Source organism: Hyphomonas sp. KY3, from assembly GCF_017309975.1.
Lineage (GTDB): Bacteria > Pseudomonadota > Alphaproteobacteria > Caulobacterales > Hyphomonadaceae > Hyphomonas.
The window spans coordinates 1,953,421-1,974,244 of the sequence record NZ_CP022271.1; the positions used below are offsets into that span (position 1 = coordinate 1,953,421).

Sequence of the window (20,824 nt, forward strand, 5' to 3'; positions counted from 1 at the left end):
ATCAGTCCCCCCGGTTCGAGAAATTGAACTGGCTCGCCCCATTGGCGGCAGGGCCTGCCAATTCCCGGAAATAGGTGAACATTTCGCGGCCGAGTCCCATCCCGTTCTCGTTTGGCCTGTATTCGTCCGGGATGCGCTTTGCAAACTCTTCCGGATCAACCTTGATATCGAGCACACCGCGCTCGGCATCAAACACAATCATGTCGCCATTTTGCACTTTCGCGATCGGGCCGCCGCGTGAACCTTCCGGACTCACATGGATCGCTGACGGCACTTTACCGCTCGCGCCTGACATACGGCCATCCGTGACCAACGCCACCTTGAAGCCCCTATCTTGCAAAACTGCGAGCGGCGGCGTGAGTGTATGCAATTCAGGCATGCCATTCGCCGCTGGTCCCTGGAACCGAACAATCGCGACAAAGTCCTTGTCCAATTCTCCTGCATCAAATGCAGCTTTCAGCGCTTCCTGGGAATCGAATACGATCGCAGGTGCTTCCACAATGCGATGCTCAGGTTTTACAGCGGACACCTTGCTGACGCCCAAGCCAATCGGACCGTCCATCATCCGCAGTCCGCCATCCTTGGAGAATGGATCAGATACAGGGCGCAATATGTCCGTATCGGCACTGGTGTCCGGGGCAGGACGCCAGGCGGCTTTGCCATCTTCCAGATAAGGCTCCGCCGCGTAGCCTGATATCGGACCAGCCACGCCCATGGCGTCGCCATCCATTAAACCGGCATCGAGCAACTCACGTACGAGGAAACCCATACCGCCTGCTGCGTGAAAATGATTCACATCAGCCGGTCCGTTTGGATAAACACGCGCCAGCAGCGGCGTCACCGCGCTGATATCCGCAAAGTCTTCCAGAGTTAGAATGATGCCCGCAGCAGCTGCCATGGCTGGCAAGTGAAGTGCATGATTGGTAGACCCCCCCGTCGCCATCAGACCTACCACGCCATTCACAATAGACCGCTCATCGATCATTTCGCCCGCTGGCATATAGTGATCGCCCTGCGCATGGATCTCCGCGACGCGATGTGTGGCTGCACGTGTCAGCGCTTCGCGAATAGGTGTGCCTGGATTGGCGAAGGCAGCGCCTGGCAAGTGGAACCCCATGACTTCCATCAGCATCTGGTTCGAGTTCGCTGTGCCATAGAATGTGCAAGTACCCTGCGTGTGATAGCTTTCCGACTCCGCTTTCAATAGCGCGTCACGACCAACCTTGCCTTCCGCAAATAACTGGCGAACGCGTTGCTTTTCAGGATTGGGTAGACCGGACGGCATGGGCCCAGCTGGCACGAAAACAGACGGGATCCAGCCAAACCGTAGCGCAGCGATCACGAGACCGGGGACAATTTTGTCACAAACACCCAGATGCATTGCGCCATCAAACACGTCGTGACTCAGGCCAATGGCCGATGCCATCGCAATCACGTCGCGAGAAAACAGTGACAGCTCCATACCGGTAAAGCCCTGTGTGACGCCGTCACACATTGCAGGGACGCCTCCGGCGACTTGTGCAATGGCATTCACCTCCCGTGCGGCATCCCGAATAATAGCGGGGTAGTCCTGATACGGCGCATGTGCTGAAAGCATGTCGTTGTAGGCTGTGATGACACCAATGTTCGGCCAACCCGCGCCGAGTAATTGTGTCTTCTCAATCACCGCGCATCCCGCCGAGGCGTGCGCCAAACTGCTTTCAGACATTCTCCGCCGGGCGAAATCCTTGGGGCGGCGACTACGGATCATTTCGAGATATGCTTGGCGCGAGTCACGTGACCGCTCTCGAATACGCGCGGTCACTTCTGCGATTGTCGAATTCATCTCAACCATTATGCTGCCCATACGACCGTCAAACGCGGCCCCAATTTATCGATTGCATATTTAATAGGCTTTTCCTGCACGGACGACATTATCGCCGTGTCGAACACTGCCTTTTTCGCTTCTCCGAAGATTAGCAGGATTACAGACGACGCACTCGTTACGCCCTTGCCTGTAAGGGTAATACGCTGCGGATTTTCACCGGCGACCGGACACCCGGTCGCATCAACGGCTGCAACCACATTTTCACTTTCCAGAGCGGCTGACAGATCCTTCGAACCCGGAAACCAGCTGGCGGTATGACCATCCTCACCCATACCAAGAAAAACCATGTCTGCGGGCTCACAGTGCGGGGCATACGCCTTGTCTCTGTCTGCCACAGCTTCACGCGGCATGGCGTCCATTGTTTTCATCGGCAGAAAGCCTGCAGCTCCGGCGTTTGCCTTTAGCAGTCGGCTGCGTACGAGGCGCTCGTTGGATGCGTCGTCTTCAGGGTTGACCCAACGTTCATCGACGAGACCAACCATGACCCGCGCCCAATCCAACTCGGTCGTGGCAAGGGCATCAAATATCGGCCCCGGCGTTGAGCCACCTGACACCATCAGCGACGCGGTGCCTTTCAGCTCCAACGCCTTCGTCAGCCCACCTGCTATGAATTGCGTTACAAAGCGCGATGCCTCATCGCGGCTGTCAAACATCATGAATTCATGCGCCAATCCGCTCATGATCCCTCCCACCATGCCCGATTGTCGCGGTCCATCATCATGGCAGCAGCGAGTGGGCCATCCGAACCGGCTGTGTAGGCTTCGGGGCGATCACCAGATTTTTCCCAGGCTTCGATAAGCCCATCAACCCAAGTCCATGCCGCTTCAACTTCATCCTTGCGCATGAAGAGGGACAGATTTCCGCGTACTACATCCATCAACAGACGCTCATACGCGTCCGGATACCGAACTGTGAAGCTTTCGGCGTAGGAGAGATTCAAGGGGAGAGACTTAACGCGGAGGCCGCCCGGGCCTGGCTCCTTGATTTGAACGAACAGGCGAACCCCTTCATCCGGTTGCAGACGAATAACCAGCTTGTTCGCACTCTCATACCCCTCCCCGAACAAGGAATGGGGTGTTGGTTTGAACTGAATGATGATATCCGAGTGACGCTGCGACATCCGCTTGCCAGTCCGCAGATAGAAGGGGACGCCCGCCCATCGCCAGTTGTCGATATTGGCCTTGATCGCCACAAAGGTCTCAGTCGAGCTGACGGTTTCAGAACTCAACTCTTCCAGATAGCCTTTAACGGGCTTGTTGTCTTTCACACCAGCCTTGTATTGCCCGCGAACAGTTTGCTTCTTGGCGGCTTCGCCCGTGATCGGTGTCAGCGCGTTGAGTACCTTGATTTTCTCGGTACGAACATCATCATCGTCGAGTTGGTTCGGCGGCTCCATAGCCGTCAGGCACAGCAGCTGGAGCATATGGTTTTGCACCATGTCTCTCAGGGCACCGGATTTATCATAATAATCTGCACGTCCCTCAAGACCCAGGTCTTCGGCAACCGTGATCTGAACATGGTCCACATAATTGCGAGACCAAATTGGCTCGAACAGCATATTGGCAAATCGCAGGACCATGAGGTTCTGTACCGTCTCTTTGCCAAGATAATGGTCTATCCGAAAAACTTGGCGTTCGGCGTAGACTTGAGCAACACCGTCATTGATCGCCTTGGCAGATTCCAGATCGGTCCCGATCGGCTTTTCCAGCACAACCCGAGTGTTGCCCTCTGACAGGCCCGCCTTGCCCAGTGCTTCACATATTTGAACATACAGGCGCGGCGACGTAGCGAGGTAAAATACGCACGGACGGTTGTCATCCAGTGTCAGGAAAGATTTGAGGGTGGCCCAATCTGCATCTTCCTGTGTTGCATCAATGGACACATACTCAATCAACTTCTCGAACTTGGACCATTCCTTCGTATCCCAGTTGTCGCCAGACGCTGACTCACAGGCTTCTCTTGCCATCTTGCGATATTCTTTGGTGTCCATCTCACTGCGCGCAGTGCCAACAATACGGCTGGATTCCGGAATCTGGCCATCCAGCCATCTGTGAAACAAGGCAGGCAAGAGCTTGCGCCGGGAGAGGTCACCTGTCCCGCCGAAGATAACGATGTCGAACGGATCGACAGGGATAAATTTTGCCATCAGGCAGTCTCCAGAGCGCTCGAGGTGAACATTGGCGGAATCAGGCCGAATTCGGATCGATCCCGAGTATTTTCTAGTTTGTCAGCTTATTCGCCAGACTCGCAAAGGCCGTGAAACGCAAATTTTGGTATCATCATTCTTCACTTTAGCTTCGCCTCCCCGGCTGGTAGTGCTTCTCTGCAAATTTTGCAGACTCTTTGATCAACGGTCTGGACGAATAGACCAAACATGTGACAACGTTGTTTTTGGTGTTCTTAAGCGGAGGTAGCACGAGATGTCCAGCACTAGAACGCGTTTGGAAGATCTTGCCTCAATCGCGGGTGTCTCGATCGCAACTGTTTCGCGCGCCCTTAACAACAGCTCCGCAGTGAATGATGAAACCAAGCGTCGGGTCTGGAAGATCGCCCGCGAGCACAACTATAATTTCCGCCCATCCATGCCCGCGCTCTTGTCCGGCGCTGCTGCGACGATTGCAGTCGTCGTGCCCACACTGGCTGGGCGCCAGACGGAAGTCTCTGACCCGTTCTTTCAGGAACTGATCAGCGGCCTCAGTGAGGCTGGGCGTTTGGCTGGCTGCGATGTGCTGATCTCTTATCTGGCCCCGAAAAACCAGGACGACCTCGCCTCCATCATGACCGCGAACCGTGCTGAGGGCGTCATATTTCTTGGCCAGAGCTTCTTGCACGAAAGATTCAACCAACTGGCCGAAACTGAAAGCCGTTTCATAGTTTGGGGCGCGGAAATCCCCGGCCAGAAATACTGCTCTATCGGCTCGGATAACTTGCGCGGCGGCAAACGGGCGACGTCTCACTTGCTGAATCTCGGCCGCCGGCGAATCGCTTTTGTGGGTGATACGTCCAATCCAGAGATTCTGCAGCGCTATGAAGGCTATATCTCTGCGCATCGTCGGGCTGACATTCCGCTCGATGCGGACCTCACGCTCCAGTCAAGTTTTGACGTAGAATCCGCCGAAGCTGCCATTTCCAGCCTGATGGAGCGCGGCGTCACGTTTGATGCTGTTTTCGGAGCAAATGACCTGATTGCCCTGGCCACCATTCGCAGCTTGCTCAGAGAGGGAGTGCGTGTGCCCGATGACGTCTCGGTGATTGGTTATGACGATCTTCAACTCTCCGCCTATGGCTATCCTGCCCTGAGCACGATCTCACAGGATCCTGCGCGGGCTGGGCGGATCCTTGTCGCCAAGCTGATTGCGTCGGTGGACACAGGCAGCATGCGATCTGAGCGTCTGCCAACCGAACTTATCGTTCGCGAATCCTGCGGCTTGTCCTAGTGGCGGGAAATCCGACACGAGTATGGCGGGACGCGTGTCTTGTTTTGACTATCGATTCCGACGCACATTAGAACCTGATCAGATGAAACGTCTGTCATCGCAGCCACCACTTCGGTCCCGCCAATATTGAAGACGCACTCAATCGTTTCGCCTTCCCATAGCCGACGAAACACGAGCAAGTCCCCGGACGACTCGACAAATTTGATTTCGCCATATTGTAACGCCGGCGAGCTGGCGCGCATGCGTGTGAGCCCGCGTGTGAAGTGAAGCATGGATTGGGGATCGGCTTCCTGAAGATCTACCGCCAAATCCGCATGGCCCTGGCCCAGAGGCAGCCACGGCTTGGCATCGCTGAAACCACAATATGTATCGGCGCTGGCCCAGGGCATTGGCGTGCGAGCGCCGTCGCGGCCGAGCGTGCGAGGCCAGTTCGCGATTGCTTCAGGGTCCTGCAAATCCTCAAACGCAATCTCCGCCTGCGGTAGGCCAAGCTCTTCGCCTTGATAAAGGATGGGATTTCCGCGCAGGCAAAACAGCAAAGCTGTGGTCAATTTGGCCCGAACAACAGGATCGGCACCCTCCAACCAGCGGCTGACACACCGCGGCGCATCATGATTTGAAAAGGCCCATGATGGCCAGCCCTCTCCTGGCGCGCCAAGCCAGTTGCTTTGGGATGTGGCTATCGCTTCGGCTCCCAATCGCTTCGCATAGAGGAAATCGAAGTTGTAGGCGGAATTGAGATTCTGTTCCCCCTCCGTATAGGCACGCATCTCTTCGAGCGGGCTTGGACCTGGAACTTCCGCGACCGAGAATATCTCTCCATATTCGTCCATGAGTATTCGCAAGCGTTTCAGGAATTTGGGCAAATCGGGATGCGATTGATTGTGAACATGTTCCTGAAGGTCAAAGGGACGCGAAACATTTCGGGGTGCAGGAATTTTCGGCGGATTGTCCCGCAAGTCCGGATCGAACAGGGAAAAATTGAGCGCATCGAGTCGGAAACCGTCCACGCCGCGATCCAGCCAGAACCGCATCACATCGACGAGCGCATCCTGGACATCCGGATTGTGCAAATTCAATTGCGGCTGGCTCGGCAGGAAACTGTGCATGTAATATTGCTGCCGACGCGCATCCCATGTCCAGGACGGTCCGCCAAACACAGCCTGCCAGTTATTAGGTGGTGTTCCATCGGGTTTTGGATCGCTCCAGACATACCAATCCGCTCGAGCATTGGTTCGGTCCTCTCTGCTCTCGGCGAACCAGGCGTGCGCGTCGGATGAGTGTGCATAGACCTGATCGATGATGATTTTCAGGCCGAGTGCGTGCGCTCGACTCAAGAGTGCGTCGAAGTCTTCCAGCGTGCCAAATGCCGGATCGACATCGCAATAATCGGCCACATCATATCCGAAATCCCTCATGGGGGATGTAAAGAAAGGCGATATCCAGACACCGTCCACGCCGAGTGAGGCCACATGGTCCAGCCTCTGCGTTATGCCTTTCAGATCGCCAACGCCATCCCCATTCGTATCCTGGTACGACCGCGGATAAATCTGATAGATGACCGCACCCCTCCACCAAGGCTGTGCGCTTTCCAATGACATTGCGTTCGGCATGGTCTGAAATTCCCGTCAATTCTGACCAGCATCGCACCGCTCCGCGATTTTTCAATCATCTAAGCGCCGCCAGGACAAGCGGCCCGGAAACGGACTGTATTGACTGAAAATTTGGAAATCCGCCTGGCAGGGGCAGAAGGACTTGAACCCTCGACCCTCGGTTTTGGAGACCGATGCTCTACCAACTGAGCTATACCCCTACAGGCGAAAGAGCGGTTTGCCTCAAATGCCGTCATGCCGCAAGACTAGAGCTTCAGCCCATGGAGAAAAATTGTGTCCCGCATCCCCTATCCCGAAGTTGACGCCCTTCCTGAAGACCAGAAAGCCTTTCTGGATAAGCTCGCCCCGCTCAATATCTTTCAAATGCTTGGCCATGCTCCTCATCTGCTGAAACCCTTTGTCGGCATGGGCACGGCCTTCCTTCAAAACGGAAAACTGGATCCGATCACCCGCGAATGTGTGATCCTGCGTGTCGGGTACTTGTCCAATGCCAAATACGAAACGAGCCAGCACGAGGCTATCGGATTGGCGATCGGCATGGATGGCGAACTGATCGAAGCGGTGAAATCTGGTCCAAATGCCGACGGCTTGAGCCACGAGCAGAAACTGGCACTGACCTTTACAGACCATCTAGTAACGCATCCCCATCCGTCAGACGGCGCGCTCAAACCGGTTCTGAAACATTTCGGACCGTCCCTGCTGGAAGAGCTGGTTCTGCTGATCGGCTACTACATGATGGTCTGCCGCTTCCTTGAGACATTCGGCGTGGAAGTCGAAGAGGGCGGTCCAAAAGGCGCTGACATCAAACTCGACTGACGCCCGATAAAAAAGGCCGCCCCTTATGGGACGGCCTTCTCGTTACTGCCTGATGGGAACAGGGCTTACTTCTTAATGGCCGAGACCACGCCGGCGCCGACCGTACGGCCACCTTCGCGGATCGCGAAGCGCAGGCCCTGGTCCATGGCGATCGGCTGGATCAGCTCGACATCCATTTTGACGTTATCGCCCGGCAGGACCATTTCCTTGTCGGCCGGAAGCGTCACAACACCCGTCACGTCCGTCGTACGGAAGTAGAACTGTGGACGGTAGTTGGTGAAGAATGGCGTGTGACGGCCACCCTCTTCCTTGGTCAGGATATAGGCTTCGGCTTCGAACGTCGTGTGCGGCGTGATCGAACCTGGCTTACAGAGAACCTGGCCACGCTCAACGCCTTCACGGTCAACACCGCGCAGCAGGGCGCCGATATTGTCGCCAGCCTGGCCCTGGTCGAGCAGCTTGCGGAACATTTCAACGCCCGTACAGGTCGTCTTCACCGTGTCGCGGATACCAACAATCTCGATTTCCTCACCGACCTTGATGATGCCCTGCTCGACACGACCGGTCACAACCGTACCGCGACCGGAGATCGAGAACACGTCCTCGACCGGCATCAGGAAGGGCTTGTCCAGCGGACGCTCTGGCGTCGGGATGTACTCGTCGACAGCTGCCATCAGCTCAAGAACCTTGTCCTTGCCGATTGCATCGTCGCGGCCTTCAACAGCGGCCAGCGCGGAACCCGCGATGATCGGAATGTCGTCGCCCGGGAAGTCATAGGAAGACAGAAGTTCGCGAACTTCCATTTCAACCAGTTCCAGAAGCTCTTCATCATCGACCTGGTCGACCTTGTTCATGAAGACAACCAGAGCCGGCACGCCGACCTGACGGGCCAGCAGGATGTGCTCGCGGGTCTGGGGCATCGGGCCATCAGCTGCGTTCACAACCAGGATCGCGCCGTCCATCTGCGCCGCACCGGTGATCATGTTCTTGACGTAGTCAGCGTGACCCGGGCAATCGACGTGGGCATAGTGACGGTTTTCCGTCTCATATTCCACGTGCGCCGTGTTGATCGTGATGCCACGCGCTTTTTCTTCCGGAGCCGAGTCAATGTCCGCATAGGATTTCGACTCGCCACCCGAAGCCGCTGCCAGCGTCATCGAGATCGCTGCCGTCAGCGTCGTCTTGCCGTGGTCAACATGGCCAATCGTGCCGATGTTAACGTGCGGCTTGTTACGTTCAAACTTTGCCTTGCCCATCGGGCCTCTCCTTTATTCAAATTAGGTGTCCGGCCCGCCGGACGCATGAACACCAGGCCGAATAGCCTGTTAAACGCGCCTCATAGCCATGTGCGGCGTGGGTTTCAAGCACGCAAATGCCAGTTCACTGCGGTCTAGTTTCCAGTCTTGCCCCGGTCGGAAACCCCGGATAAGCGGAAACAGCCAGAACTTACGCTAGGACAATGACATGACCACCGACCTCAAGCCTCATGCCGACCGGGTAAGCCAGACTTCTCTGAAGACGCTCGCAGATGCGCGTGCATCTTCTGCTCCGCTGCGCGCCGCAGGTTGGTCCATTGACCTTTCCCGACACTATCTGGACGCCGAAGCAGAAGAAGGATTGCTTCGGTTTGGGCGTGTCTCCGACCTTCAATCGGCTGCAGACAGCTTGTTCGCTGGTGATATCGTGAACCCTTCGGAGAGTCGCCCCGCCCTGCATTGGGCGTTGCGCGCGCAGTCCGAATTGTCAGGCGAGGCCGAGACAGTCAGGCAAAGCGTTCTGCCCGCCCTCTCCTTTGCGCGGGACGTTGTGTCAGGCAGCGTGACGAGTTCGACTGGCCTACCTTTCAATGCCGTTCTCCACATCGGCATCGGCGGGTCTGATTTCGGACCTCGCCTGATCGCCGACGCGTTCGAGGACAAAGCCTCTGGCAATATCGATCTCCGCTTCTGCGCGAATGTCGACCCCTTTGACCTGGACCGCGCCATGCATGGGCTTGACCCGACGCGCACGCTGGTCATCGGTGTCTCCAAATCCTTTGGTACTGAGGAGACACTCTACAATCTCGCCCGAGCCCGGACATGGCTTGAAGAATCTGTTGGCGATCAATCGCAACAGCATCTCGCGTTGGTTACAGCAAATCCGGATCGCGCCAAGGCTTGGCTGAATGGCCGAGAAGCACATGTGTTTGATATGCCCCTGTCAGTGGGTGGGCGTTTCTCGCTCTGGTCGGCAGCATCACTGGCTTGCATGATCTATCTCGGCGCAGACACGTTCGAGGGCATATTGAAAGGCGCCGCCGAGATGGATGCGCATGTCCGGTCGGCTCCACTCGAAGAGAATGCCGCCATGCGGCTGGCCCTGCTCGACTATTGGAACGCGACAATTCGGAACGAGAAGATGCGCGTCCTGCTCGCATATGCGAACCGGTTGCGAATGTTGCCGACCTATCTGCAACAGCTTGAAATGGAATCGAATGGCAAGACGGTTGGCCCGACGGGCACAATGGTATCTGGTGCAACCGCTCCGGCGCTCTGGGGCGGCGAAGGATCGGTTGGCCAGCACTCCTACCATCAATGGCTACACCAGGGCTCACAAGACGTGCCTTGCGAATTCATCCTCGCTCCAGATCGCAGCCGGGATCCGGAAGGCATTAGCGCTCTGACAGCTCATGCCTTGGCGCAGGCCGAAGTGCTCGCGAATGGACGGAGCTTCGATGAAGTCAAACAGGAAGAGCCTGATTTGTCAGACGAAGTCGCACGCCAGAAGGTCCATGCGGGTGGTCGCGCATCCACCTTCCTCGTGCACAATACGTTCGGACCAGCGGCATTCGGCGCACTGGTGGCCATGTATGAGCATCGAACCTATCTCGCCGGGCATTTGTGGCAGCTCAACCCGTTTGACCAATGGGGTGTGGAACGAGGCAAGACGATGGCATCACGTCTCAAGCCAGCAGTCGAAGGTACCGCAGCGGCGGACGACGCGGTTACGTCAGCCCTAATCGCCATGATTGCGGGGGATTAACCGATCCGAATCCTGCGCGAAGTCTGTGTTGGCGAAACGCGCCAAGTCTTGCTGGACGATACGGGCCGTCCTGTCGCACTCAAGATCACACGTTGGTCCGACAGCGAGACACGGCTGACCCTGGGCGCGCAGGCCCCTGCCCGGATCCGATCGCTACAACCGGAACAAGGCGGCGCATTTGTCGAGACGGCCGGTAAGGCTGAGGCGTTCCTGCGCCTGCCAGCAGACCACGGACTTACAGAAGGTCAGTCTGTAGACGTGACGGTCATGGCAGAGGCACGAAAAGATAAGCTGCCTCGCGTGTCGATGACCGACACGCGCATCCCAGCAGCAGACAACAACTCATGGCGCGAAGCACCAATTCACGATGTGGAGATCGGTGATGACCGCATTCAAGCGGCGTTTGACGAAGCCTCGTCCGCAGTTGTGACCATCCCGAAGGGAGGGCGTCTGTGCATCGAGTGCGCCAGGGCTCTGACAGTGGTCGATATTGATAGCGCCGGGCGGCAAAGCAAGGGTAGCGCGGCGAGCCGAGCGCTTCAGCTCAATCTTGATGCTGCCCGAGAGCTGGCCCGACAGGTAGGCCTCCGTGGCCTCGGCGGTCTTGTCATCCTTGATTGTGTCGCGCCCCTCAATACCGGATCTCGCAAGAAGGTTCAGGATATGATGAAGTCCTGCCTGGAAAAGGTTGGTCTTCATACCGCCACCGTCCTGGCACCGTCCCAACTTGGCTTGATGGAAGTCGCGCTGCCTTGGCGCGAAACGCCGCTTCATGAACGCACGCTCGATTCTCGCGGTAACCCTACCGACGAGACACTTGCGCTGACGGGGTTGAGACTATTGGAGCGCACAGCCAAGCAAAATCCGATGCACAAGCTGACCCTTGAATTGCCAGGCCAGGCCAAGGTCTGGCTGGACAAGACGGGTGCGCCCCTTCTGGACAAGCTGTCAGACAAGTATGGTCAACGCTTCACATATCTTGCCTCGACGAAGCCGATGCCCTCAGTATATCAGACCGCATGAGTAAACCTGTGTCCCCCAAATCCGTCCAACCGAAATGTTCCCAATGCCGCAAGAATCCTGTCTCTGCGCAGTACCGGCCCTTCTGTTCAAAACGCTGCGCCGATGTCGACCTGAACAAATGGTTGTCTGAAGGATATGCCATTCCAGGCGCACCGGCGGATGTGGCAGATGAGGTGCCGGGTCAAGAGATGTCAGAGGATGACTGAAAACAGCATGGACAAGTTCAAAACCCTTCGTTAGATACCGCGCTTCCCCAGTGGCCCGCCCGGGTAGCTCAGGGGTAGAGCAGCGGATTGAAAATCCGCGTGTCGGTGGTTCGATTCCGCCCCCGGGCACCATTCCAGACTTTCCGCACATTTATGCCGCTTGTTCATCGGATTGCGATCTGGCGACCGAGGTTTCCAGAATGCCGGGTTCGTCCCATGCACCCTCGGGACGGATGATGCGGTAAGGGTCTTCTTGCATTCGCAGCGCTAACGGATGGCGGGGAATTGGGATTTCGATCTCGCGATACTCGTAATCCGAGAACCAGAAAGCCGGCCGACCCTCAATCAAACGACATTTGAAGGTTCGGGACCAGACCGGCCAAAGGCGCGACTGAATTTGGCCAATCATCCTCTCATACCCTTTACGCGAAACTATCTCGAAACCGGTTGCCAAGAGTACGCGTAATCCGACGCGCCCGCGCTCACACGGCAGCAAGGCGATCCGTTCCAGCTTCGCAAACTCCGCGAACCAGCGAATGCGTAATGTCCCGACCGGACGCCCTTTCGCCTTCAGAAGGAGATGTGTTGCGCAGAAGTCGTTGCCGTCAAATTCTTCCTCATATGGACAATCCTGTTCGCTGAGAAAGACGGCAGATCGAATGGCGCTGATCTGATGGAAACCATCGAGAGTTCTTACAATTTCTGTTGAGTATTCGAGATAAGCTTCAGGCGGCACGCGGCGGAGAAGCACAGACTCTCCGATCTTGTTTTGGATCTGGCTCATGATGTCTGGTCCAAAACCGTCTGGAATGGCGGCTGGATAAACAAATCTGGGAGCCCTCCTTCAAATTCTTGAAACCCCAAGCTCAACATGGAGCGCCGTCCGTCCTCCGTGGCGCCTCGCGCATAGGCGGGAAACACACCGAACATTTCCACACGAAGAACAGCGGACGCCGTCATGATTTTTTTTCGCGCTTCCCGCGAACTGCCCGCATAGACGCCGACATAGAATGCCGCGATATCCTTGCCCTGCGTTGCCAAATGCTCAGACGACGGCGCCGCAGGCACATAAGAACCATTCCTGACGGCAGCTTCGCCTTCCGCAGATAGCGGTATGGTCAGGAAAATGCCGTCAACCGGATCTCCCGTCACCCATGCCGTCATACCGGTTTGAACGTTCATCGCCGAAATCGCATCGACTGACGCTAGCTTTCCGTCAATCAGCGATTCCGCCATGGAAATGGCGGCTTGGAGTTCGTCGCGGTCTGCGAGCCGAAACCCAAAATCTCTTGCCCGCGCAGCAAGTACCTCAGGTTCAATATCCGCCCTTGCCCTATTTCTAGCCTGAGTTGCATTCATGAATATTCTCCATTATATGGTTAATTTTCATGACATGAATTTGGGCGGGTGACTTCAGCACAAAATGAAACGGGGGCTTTCACACGCGCAAGGCAGTCAAGGCTCTTTCGATCAGTTTGACTGGGACCGGTTGAGAATCTTCCGCGCGGTGGCACGGACTTGCAGTATGAGCGCTGCCGCATCCCTGCTTGGCGTCTCATTGCCAACGATCAGCCGCAGGATAACCGAGCTCGAATCCACGCTGCATACAGAGCTATTCAGGCGGAACCACACGGGGGTAATCCTGACGAAGGCGGGAGACGCGCTACTGCGACACGCCGACCTTGTCGCGGACACGATCGAAGCCGCTCAGAACGAAGTCTGTAGTGCAGCAAATGATTCAGGAACGCACATCCAGCTTGTCTGCAGTGAGGCGATAGCTCTTTACTGGATTGCACCTCGTCTTGCGCAGTTCCAACTGAGCAATCCCGATACGATCGTCGATCTCACAATCAGCGATTCACCATCTGATTTTCACGACCTGGCGGGAGACATCGCCATTCAGGGGCTGCGACCAACCGAGTCTGACCTGATGGTCAGTCGTATTGGCAGATCGCACTATGCCGGCTTCGTATCGGCCGAATGGGAAAAGGATCACGCAATGCCATCGTCACTATCCGACCTGGCAAGGAGAAAAGCTCTTGTCCATAGTCCCTACTCTGAACTTCTTCAGAGATCTGGAAACAGCTTCCCGGGTCTCGACATGATGCGCCGCATGAACACATTGGAGACAATGGTATCATTCTGCGAGTCCGCAATAGCGCCAGCCTTGTTACCTACCCACATAGCTGATCGTTTTCCCGATCTCGTTGTATGTCCGGCGCCTCGATCTCCCGCGATAGACATCTGGCTCTACCATACGCCACGCGTCAGAAAGTTAAAAAATGGAGGTTGCTTTCTGGAGTGGCTCCACCACATTTTCTCAGCCGACCAAAGCGAATGGTTCCGCCAAGTTGATGTCACGCGTATGTGCTAACCTATGCGACCAGCCCCTGCTGCTGGGCAGCCAGTTCCCTGAGCGCCATTGGCGACCCCATGATCTGGCGGTTTACACCAATTCGCTTGTACCAGTAATGCAGGCCAACGAGATCCGTGAAGCCCATTCCGCCATGTACTTCCGTAGACGTTTTGGCAATGAAGGTTCCAACTTCTGCCATATGCGCCTTGGCGAGAAACGCCATCGCTAGCGCTTCATCATCCTCAACGTCCAACGCATGAGCGGCGTGCCATATCAACGCGCGTGCAGGTTCAAGTTTCGCCGCCATTTCAGCGCAAAGATGCTTCACCGCCTGAAAAGCGCCAATCACGCGACCGAACTGCTGGCGATCCCCCGCATAGGCAACGGCCTTGTCCAACATGCATTGGGCGGCACCGAGCGTGTCAGCGGCAAGAAGAGTGCAAGCTACGGCGAACGTCCTTTCGATTTCGGCTCCCGTAATTTGCTTCTCGAACGAGGTAATTGTGACTTCTGAGAACTCACGCGTCCGGTCGATTGTCTTGACCTGTTCTGCAGAACCGACCTGACCGATCCGGACCGTGTCATTCGCCAGAAAAAGCAAGTGAGTCGAACGCGCGACGTCCATGGCCATGAGTGATGCCCCGGAGACGGCCTCGTCACGAATCGACAGGCCAGAACCATCCCGTCTCGAAAGAAAATCGTTAAGGGCTATGCCGAAGCGCGCATCGTTGTTCGCAATGTCGTTCAGAATGCTGGAACCAGAGTCACGCAACGCATAGGCTGCGACAGAGTTCGATAAGAAACGTGCGGGAACAATACCGTATCCGAAGCACTCCTGGACAAGGGCCGCGTCGAGCACACCGAGCCCCGACCCTCCATCTTTCTCCGGCACAAGTAGCCCATCAAGACCGAGCGCGGTCAGTTTCTCGGCAAGCGTTTCAGCGACTTGGATTTCGCCCTCTGCAATCTGGCGAACAAGATCGAGCAACACTTCTTCGGCGACGAAGCGGCGAACGGTTTCCTGCAACATCACCTGGTCTTCTGAGAGTCCGAATTCCATTGATTTAACTCCTCGCCAGCCGGGGTTCGCGCGGCATGCCAAGCCCACGTTCCGCAATAATGTTCTTCTGAATCTGAGCCGTACCGCCACCGATGATCAGCCCGAGATCATACATGTAGCGCCACTGCCAGGCCCCGCCGGACCTCAAATGCTCGCCCTCCTCATAGAGGATGCCAAGTTCGCCCAGCGCATCGATGGCCAAGGCCGCGATCTGGTGATTGAGTTCGCAGCCCTGAAGCTTCACGATCAGGCCTGCCAGCCCCGCCGCCTCGCCCTTGAGCCTGTTTGTTGTGATCCTCAGCCCATTGGCCTGCATGGCGTAGACTTCGGCCTGCAGCGTCATGAGCCGATCACGCAGCACCGGATTGTCGATCAGGCGTTGCCCGTTTACGGTTTCAACCTTCATCAGCTCGACCAGTTCGATGAACCGGGCCTTGGTGGCATTCGGGTCCCCCAGCATGCCCCGCTCGTGAGTGAGCGTTGCGTTGGCGACTTGCCAGCCCTTATTCACCTCGAACACGACGCCGCTTTTCGGCACTCGTACATCGGTGAAGAAGACCTCGTTGAAGTTTGCCGAACCGGTCATATCGACAAGTGGGCGTACTTCGATGCCGGGCGTATCCATCGGGAACAGGATATAGGTGATGCCATGATGCTTCTTGGCATCCGGATCAGTTCGGACGAGACAGAATATCATGTCGGCCTGGCGCGCCGTGGAGGTCCAGATCTTCTGACCATTGATGACGAAGTCATCGCCATCCTCGACTGCGCGCGTGCGCAGCGCCGCAAGATCAGATCCCGCGCCCGGCTCCGAATACCCTTGGCACCAGATCAGCTCTCCCTTGAGCGTCCGCTCAATGTACGCCTCTTTCTGTTCCGGTGTTCCGAGTTCAAGCAATGTCGGCACCAGCATCGAAATGCCCTGACCGGCGAGCGGCCGTGGCACCCCGGAACGCGCGAACTCTTCGGCAATGATCCGGGATTTCAGGATATCGGGCTCGGCGCCATACCCGCCGTATTCGGTGGGAATGGTACGCGCCGTCAAGCCTTCCCGGATCAGGAACTCCTGCCAGGCGAGACGTTTCGGATGCTTCAGGCCTTTGTCGTCAGGGCCCGGCGCAAGATGGGCGTTGGCTTTCAGCGTTTCTGCGACCTGGTCACGAAACGCGGCGTATTCGGGGCTCAATGTCAAATCCATAAGCTAACTCTCGAACAGCTTCCCCAAGGGCTGGCAATATGAAACCGAAGTCTGTCTTGCAGAACGTTGGGGAAAGCCTGTTAGCGCTGGCTGTAGTCAAAGGAGGACACTCATGCCCGTCGAGTACAAGAAACAAGGCAATGTCGCGATCATCACCATGAACCGACCCGAGGCACGCAACGCCATCAACGCCGAAATGGCAAGCACTATGGAAGCCGCGATCGACCAAATGGAATCTGATCCGGAAGTCTGGGTCGGCATTCTCACTGCCGTCGGCAAGGCATTTTGTGCCGGCGCAGACCTCAAGGAGATCTCCGCAGGGAATGGTGCTGGCCTGTCCACGAAGAAAGGCGGGTTTGCAGGAATCGCACGTCGCGAACGGACCAAGCCACTGATCGCGGCCATTACAGGATCTGCCCTCGCAGGCGGCACCGAGATCGCCCTTTCGTGTGACATGATCATTTGCGCGGACAACACGAATTTCGGTCTTCCGGAAGTAAAACGCTCCCTCGTCGCCGGAGCTGGCGGCCTGTTCCGCTTGCCCCGCGCTGTCGGGCGCGCTGTCGCGCTTGAAGCCATCCTGACAGGTGACCCACTTCCGTCACAGCGGGCCTATGAACTCGGTATGGTCAACAAGGTTGTGCCAGAATCCGAAGTGATGGGCGAAGCCGAAGCGCTTGCCGCAAGGATCACCGCCAACGCACCGCTCGCTGTCGCCGCCAGCCGCGCCGTGGCGATGGATGCAACCAGCAAGACGGATGACGAGCTCTGGAAAGACAGCGGCAAGGCATTTGCCGGCATTGTCGGGACGGAAGACTTCAAGGAAGGCCCGAAAGCGTTCATCGAAAAACGTGCGCCCGTCTGGAAGGGCCGCTAACGACTATACCTGTGATCTGAGCCACCGGACCGCGCCCAACCCGGCCGCGCGTCCGGTGGCCATGCAGGCCGTCAGCAGATAACCGCCTGTGGGCGCGTCCCAGTCCAGCATCTCGCCCGCGCAGAACATGCCAGGCTGTTCCTTCACCATGAATTGATCGTCCAGCACATCGAAAGAGACGCCGCCCGCCGTGGAGATCGCTTCATCCAGCGGGAAAGGCTTTGCAAGCGGGATCGGCAGACATTTGATCAGTCGGGCCAGACGTTCCGGCTCATTGGAGACATCCAACCCACCAAACTCGAGCAACAATGCGCGCTTCACGCCTTTCAGGTTTGCTGCTTTGCGGAGATGGTTTGAAAGCGACTGTTTTCCCCGGTCTTGTTTCAGACGGCTGACCAGAGCTTCCTCCGAGAGGTCGGGCGCAAGATCAATCTCCAAAGTCGCCTTCCCGTTATTCTCCACCCTGTCGCGTACGGCGAGTGACAGCGTGAAGATCGCACCACTTTCCACGCCCCGGTCGGTCACAACGAATTCTTCCCGGCTGGTCTGGTCCCCGAAACGAACAGCAACATTCTTCACGGGCGTTCCGACAAATTCCGTCCTGACACGGTCTGACCAGTCGACGATGAAGCCGCAATTGGACGGCCGGAAAGGCTCTGTGTGTATGCCCCTCTCGGCGAACACAGATGGCCAACTCCCATCCGAGCCGAGCCGCTTCCAGCTTCCTCCGCCCAGAGCAAATATCTGTGTGTCTGATTGTACAGATATTGGCCCCTCTGGAGTGTCAAAGATCATGTCAAAATCGTCGCTCCATCCCGCCCATCGATGCCGTGTATGTAGCTGGACGCCGTGCGACTGCAGCCGTGCAAGCCACGCCCTCAGGAGCGGCGATGCTTTCATTTGTACCGGGAACACCCGGCCCGTTGGCCCAATTGTCGCCTCGACACCGAGAGCCCGCATCCATTCCGCAATGGCTGCTGGCCCAAATTCGCCAAGGGCAGTTTTCAGCATGGGTGCCACACTTGGAAACCGCGAGGTAAATGCTTCCCCCTCGCGCATATTGGTAATGTTAAGGCCGCTCTTGCCAGCCATCAGAAATTTCCGTGCCGGGCTGGGCATGGCTTCATAGAGTGAAACGGCATACCCGGCGTCAGACAGGATTTCTGCTGCCATCAGGCCAGCGGGTCCAGCGCCGATAATGGCAACATTCGGCGAGTGCTCAGTCATCGCGATTGAAGCGCGCCTTGCCCCGGCCAAGCGCGAGCGCCTTGATCGCGCCTCGGAAAGTCTGCACTTCCTGCCGCGTCCAGTCAGCCCGGACAAGGGCAGCACGCAAATTGTCTTTCATGAGCGGTGTCTTTTCCGGCGGGAAGAAATAGCCGGCGCGTTCCAACTCCTCTTCGAAATGCTCGAACATGCGGAAGAGCTCATCTCGCGGGGCTGGCTCGCCCAGTTTCGCCTTGTCCTGAGAGATCACCAGATCCGATTGCTCGCGGCGCTTTCCCCACTCTGCGCAGAACACACAGACAGCTTGAGCAAGGTTGAGGCTCTTGAACTCCGGATCGACCGGATAGGTCATCAGGAAGTCTGCAACAGCCACGGCATCGTTCGGCAGGCCTGATTTCTCAGCGCCGAACATGATGGCCGACTGACCGCCCCCCAATCGCTCGAACGCCGTATCCGCAGCTACGCCCGCATCCCCGACGCGCTTTTCGATGCCGCGTAGGCGCGCCGTAGCTGCTGCGAGCCAGGTGATGCCCTCCAGCGCGTCTGGCAAAGTCTCGAAGACGCGCGCTACCACACCCGACTCGAACGCCCCGGCAGACATTGTATCTGCGGCAGGATTCGGCCAGCCATCCCGCGGCGTAACCAGACGAAGGTCGGTCAGGCCGAAATTGCGCATCACACGCGCCGCAGCGCCAATATTCTCACCCAATTGGGGGCTATGAAGGATAATTGCGGGGTTGCGCTGATCTGACATGGTTTTCCCTGTTTTGACGCGGCTGTGGGCTCTGCTATAGCCCTGCGAGAATAGTGCAACCGCAGGGAATACAAACATGGCGAAAATCAAGGTCAAAAATCCAATCGTCGAGATGGACGGGGACGAAATGACCCGCATCATCTGGCAGATGATCAAGGACCGGCTGATCCATCCTTATCTCGACATCGACCTCAAATATTACGACCTGTCGGTCCAGAAGCGTGATGAGACGGACGACCAGATCACCATCGACGCAGCCAATGCAACCAAACAATACGGTGTCGCTGTCAAATGCGCCACGATCACACCGGATGAAGCCCGCGTTGAAGAGTTTGGCCTGAAGAAGATGTGGCGTTCGCCAAATGGCACGATCCGCAACATTCTCGGCGGCGTAGTCTTCCGCGAGCCAATCGTGATCTCCAACGTCCCACGTTTGGTGCCAGGCTGGACGAAGCCGGTTGTGGTTGGTCGTCACGCCTTTGGTGACCAATACAAAGCCACGGACTTCCTCGTTCCCGGCAAGGGCAAGCTGACCATGAAATGGGAAGCATCCGACGGATCCGATTCCAAGGAATTCGAAGTCTTCGACTTCCCTTCCTCCGGTATCGCCATGGGCATGTACAATCTCGACGAGTCCATCCGTGACTTCGCGCGCGCCAGCCTGAACTACGGCCTGCAGCGCAAATGGCCGGTCTACCTGTCGACCAAGAACACGATCCTGAAAGCCTATGATGGCCGCTTCAAGGACATTTTCCAGGAAGTGTTCGACGCTGAATTCGCAGACAAGTTCGCCGAGTTTGGCGGCACCTACGAACATCGCCTGATCGACGACATGGTCGCAGCGGCCATGAAATGGTCCGGCGGCTATGTCTGGGCCTGTAAGAACTATGACGGCGATGTCCAGTCCGACACGGTCGCCCAGGGTTACGGCTCGCTGGGTCTCATGACGTCCGTTCTGATGACACCGGATGGCAACACGGTCGAAGCCGAAGCCGCACACGGCACGGTGACGCGTCACTACCGCAACCACCAGAAGGGCGAAGCCACGTCGACCAACTCGATTGCGTCGATCTTTGCCTGGACCCGCGGACTCGACCATCGCGGCCGTATGGATGACACACCAGACGTGCGTGCCTTCGCCCAGAAGCTGGAAGAGACCATCATCAAGACGGTCGAGAATGGCCAGATGACAAAAGACCTCGCCTTGCTCGTCGGTCCGGATCAGGAATGGCTGACGACTGAAGGCTTCATCGAAGCGGTCGACAAGAACTTCCAGGAAGCCATGTCGAAATCCTGATAATCTCAGGCCTTACAGAACAAAGCCCCGCAGCTTGGCTGCGGGGCTTATTTGTTCAAGCGATGTATTTGG

The 20,824-nt window shown here is 56.9% G+C and carries 19 protein-coding genes and 2 tRNA genes; 9 read left to right on the top strand and 12 right to left on the bottom strand.

The window, feature by feature from the left end:
- Position 1: 1 nt before the first annotated feature.
- From edd to zwf, 3 genes are read right to left on the bottom strand one after another with little or no spacing between them, the layout of a single operon-like run.
- The gene (gene edd, locus CFA77_RS09635) at positions 2-1,834 is read right to left on the bottom strand and encodes a phosphogluconate dehydratase (RefSeq protein WP_206990511.1); all 1,833 of its coding nucleotides are present in this window, start codon (positions 1,832-1,834) and stop codon (positions 2-4) included.
- Positions 1,834-2,547: a 6-phosphogluconolactonase gene (gene pgl, locus CFA77_RS09640; protein WP_206990512.1), complete on the bottom strand. Its 714-nt coding sequence runs from the start codon at positions 2,545-2,547 to the stop codon at positions 1,834-1,836. Before pgl ends, edd begins: the two co-directional genes overlap by 1 nt.
- The gene (gene zwf, locus CFA77_RS09645) at positions 2,544-4,013 is read right to left on the bottom strand and encodes a glucose-6-phosphate dehydrogenase (protein ID WP_034812259.1); all 1,470 of its coding nucleotides are present in this window, start codon (positions 4,011-4,013) and stop codon (positions 2,544-2,546) included. Before zwf ends, pgl begins: the two co-directional genes overlap by 4 nt.
- A gap of 274 nt (positions 4,014-4,287) precedes the next feature.
- On the opposite strand from zwf, the gene CFA77_RS09650 reads away from it, so the two are divergent.
- Positions 4,288-5,304, top strand: coding sequence for a LacI family DNA-binding transcriptional regulator (locus tag CFA77_RS09650; protein ID WP_206990513.1), 1,017 nt, complete (start codon positions 4,288-4,290; stop codon positions 5,302-5,304).
- On the opposite strand, the gene CFA77_RS09655 is transcribed toward CFA77_RS09650, so the two are convergent.
- Both CFA77_RS09655 and CFA77_RS09660 read right to left on the bottom strand, forming a co-directional pair.
- A complete protein-coding gene (locus CFA77_RS09655) occupies positions 5,301-6,917 on the bottom strand; it encodes an alpha-amylase family glycosyl hydrolase (RefSeq protein WP_242517305.1) in 1,617 nt (538 codons plus the stop codon). The two genes, CFA77_RS09650 and CFA77_RS09655, sit on opposite strands and share 4 nt — an antisense overlap.
- Before the next feature lie 124 nt (positions 6,918-7,041).
- Positions 7,042-7,117: transfer RNA gene (locus CFA77_RS09660), tRNA-Trp, on the bottom strand.
- 73 nt (positions 7,118-7,190) lie between these two features.
- Here CFA77_RS09660 and CFA77_RS09665 point away from each other — a divergent pair.
- Positions 7,191-7,733, top strand: coding sequence for a carboxymuconolactone decarboxylase family protein (locus tag CFA77_RS09665; protein WP_206990514.1), 543 nt, complete (start codon positions 7,191-7,193; stop codon positions 7,731-7,733).
- A 65-nt stretch (positions 7,734-7,798) separates the two neighbouring features.
- Here CFA77_RS09665 and tuf read toward each other — a convergent pair whose 3' ends face one another.
- Positions 7,799-8,989: an elongation factor Tu gene (gene tuf / locus CFA77_RS09670; RefSeq protein WP_206990515.1), complete on the bottom strand. Its 1,191-nt coding sequence runs from the start codon at positions 8,987-8,989 to the stop codon at positions 7,799-7,801.
- A 208-nt stretch (positions 8,990-9,197) separates the two neighbouring features.
- Between tuf and pgi the strand changes: the two genes are divergently transcribed.
- The 4 genes from pgi (at position 9,198) to CFA77_RS09690 (ending at position 12,115) form a co-directional block, all read left to right on the top strand.
- On the top strand, positions 9,198-10,754 hold the full coding sequence (gene pgi, locus CFA77_RS09675; protein WP_206990516.1) for a glucose-6-phosphate isomerase: 1,557 nt from the start codon (positions 9,198-9,200) through the stop codon (positions 10,752-10,754).
- Between the two features lie 48 nt (positions 10,755-10,802).
- Positions 10,803-11,777 (top strand): ribonuclease E/G, encoded by a 975-nt coding sequence (locus CFA77_RS09680; RefSeq protein WP_206990517.1) that lies wholly within the window; start codon positions 10,803-10,805, stop codon positions 11,775-11,777.
- Positions 11,774-11,983 (top strand): DNA gyrase inhibitor YacG, encoded by a 210-nt coding sequence (locus CFA77_RS09685; protein ID WP_206990518.1) that lies wholly within the window; start codon positions 11,774-11,776, stop codon positions 11,981-11,983. Before CFA77_RS09680 ends, CFA77_RS09685 begins: the two co-directional genes overlap by 4 nt.
- A gap of 57 nt (positions 11,984-12,040) precedes the next feature.
- Positions 12,041-12,115 (top strand) — tRNA-Phe (locus CFA77_RS09690).
- A gap of 19 nt (positions 12,116-12,134) precedes the next feature.
- Here CFA77_RS09690 and CFA77_RS09695 read toward each other — a convergent pair.
- On the bottom strand, positions 12,135-12,767 hold the full coding sequence (locus tag CFA77_RS09695; protein WP_242517306.1) for a GNAT family N-acetyltransferase: 633 nt from the start codon (positions 12,765-12,767) through the stop codon (positions 12,135-12,137).
- Entirely contained in the window at positions 12,764-13,342 is a 579-nt protein-coding gene (locus CFA77_RS09700) for a hypothetical protein (RefSeq protein ID WP_206990519.1), read from the bottom strand. The genes CFA77_RS09695 and CFA77_RS09700 overlap by 4 nt, the downstream gene beginning before the upstream one ends.
- A gap of 64 nt (positions 13,343-13,406) precedes the next feature.
- Here CFA77_RS09700 and CFA77_RS09705 point away from each other — a divergent pair, with 64 nt between their 5' ends.
- Positions 13,407-14,357, top strand: a complete 951-nt coding sequence (locus CFA77_RS09705) for a LysR family transcriptional regulator (RefSeq protein WP_206990520.1) — start codon at positions 13,407-13,409, stop codon at positions 14,355-14,357.
- 1 nt (position 14,358) lies between these two features.
- On the opposite strand, the gene CFA77_RS09710 is transcribed toward CFA77_RS09705, so the two are convergent.
- A complete protein-coding gene (locus CFA77_RS09710; protein WP_206990521.1) occupies positions 14,359-15,399 on the bottom strand; it encodes an acyl-CoA dehydrogenase family protein in 1,041 nt (346 codons plus the stop codon).
- Positions 15,400-15,403: 4 nt separating this feature from the next.
- Complete coding sequence (locus CFA77_RS09715) at positions 15,404-16,597, bottom strand: acyl-CoA dehydrogenase family protein (protein ID WP_206990522.1); 1,194 nt, start codon at positions 16,595-16,597, stop codon at positions 15,404-15,406.
- A 112-nt stretch (positions 16,598-16,709) separates the two neighbouring features.
- Here CFA77_RS09715 and CFA77_RS09720 point away from each other — a divergent pair, with 112 nt between their 5' ends.
- Complete coding sequence (locus tag CFA77_RS09720; RefSeq protein ID WP_206990523.1) at positions 16,710-17,474, top strand: crotonase/enoyl-CoA hydratase family protein; 765 nt, start codon at positions 16,710-16,712, stop codon at positions 17,472-17,474.
- Between the two features lie 3 nt (positions 17,475-17,477).
- Here the strand turns inward: CFA77_RS09720 and CFA77_RS09725 are convergent, their stop codons facing one another.
- Together CFA77_RS09725 and CFA77_RS09730 are read right to left on the bottom strand one after the other, a co-directional pair.
- Positions 17,478-18,701: a TIGR03862 family flavoprotein gene (locus tag CFA77_RS09725; protein WP_206990524.1), complete on the bottom strand. Its 1,224-nt coding sequence runs from the start codon at positions 18,699-18,701 to the stop codon at positions 17,478-17,480.
- A complete protein-coding gene (locus tag CFA77_RS09730) occupies positions 18,694-19,455 on the bottom strand; it encodes an RNA methyltransferase (RefSeq protein WP_206990525.1) in 762 nt (253 codons plus the stop codon). The genes CFA77_RS09725 and CFA77_RS09730 overlap by 8 nt, the downstream gene beginning before the upstream one ends.
- A gap of 76 nt (positions 19,456-19,531) precedes the next feature.
- Between CFA77_RS09730 and CFA77_RS09735 the strand changes: the two genes are divergently transcribed.
- Positions 19,532-20,752, top strand: a complete 1,221-nt coding sequence (locus CFA77_RS09735) for an NADP-dependent isocitrate dehydrogenase (protein ID WP_034815359.1) — start codon at positions 19,532-19,534, stop codon at positions 20,750-20,752.
- Positions 20,753-20,824 lie beyond the last annotated feature (72 nt).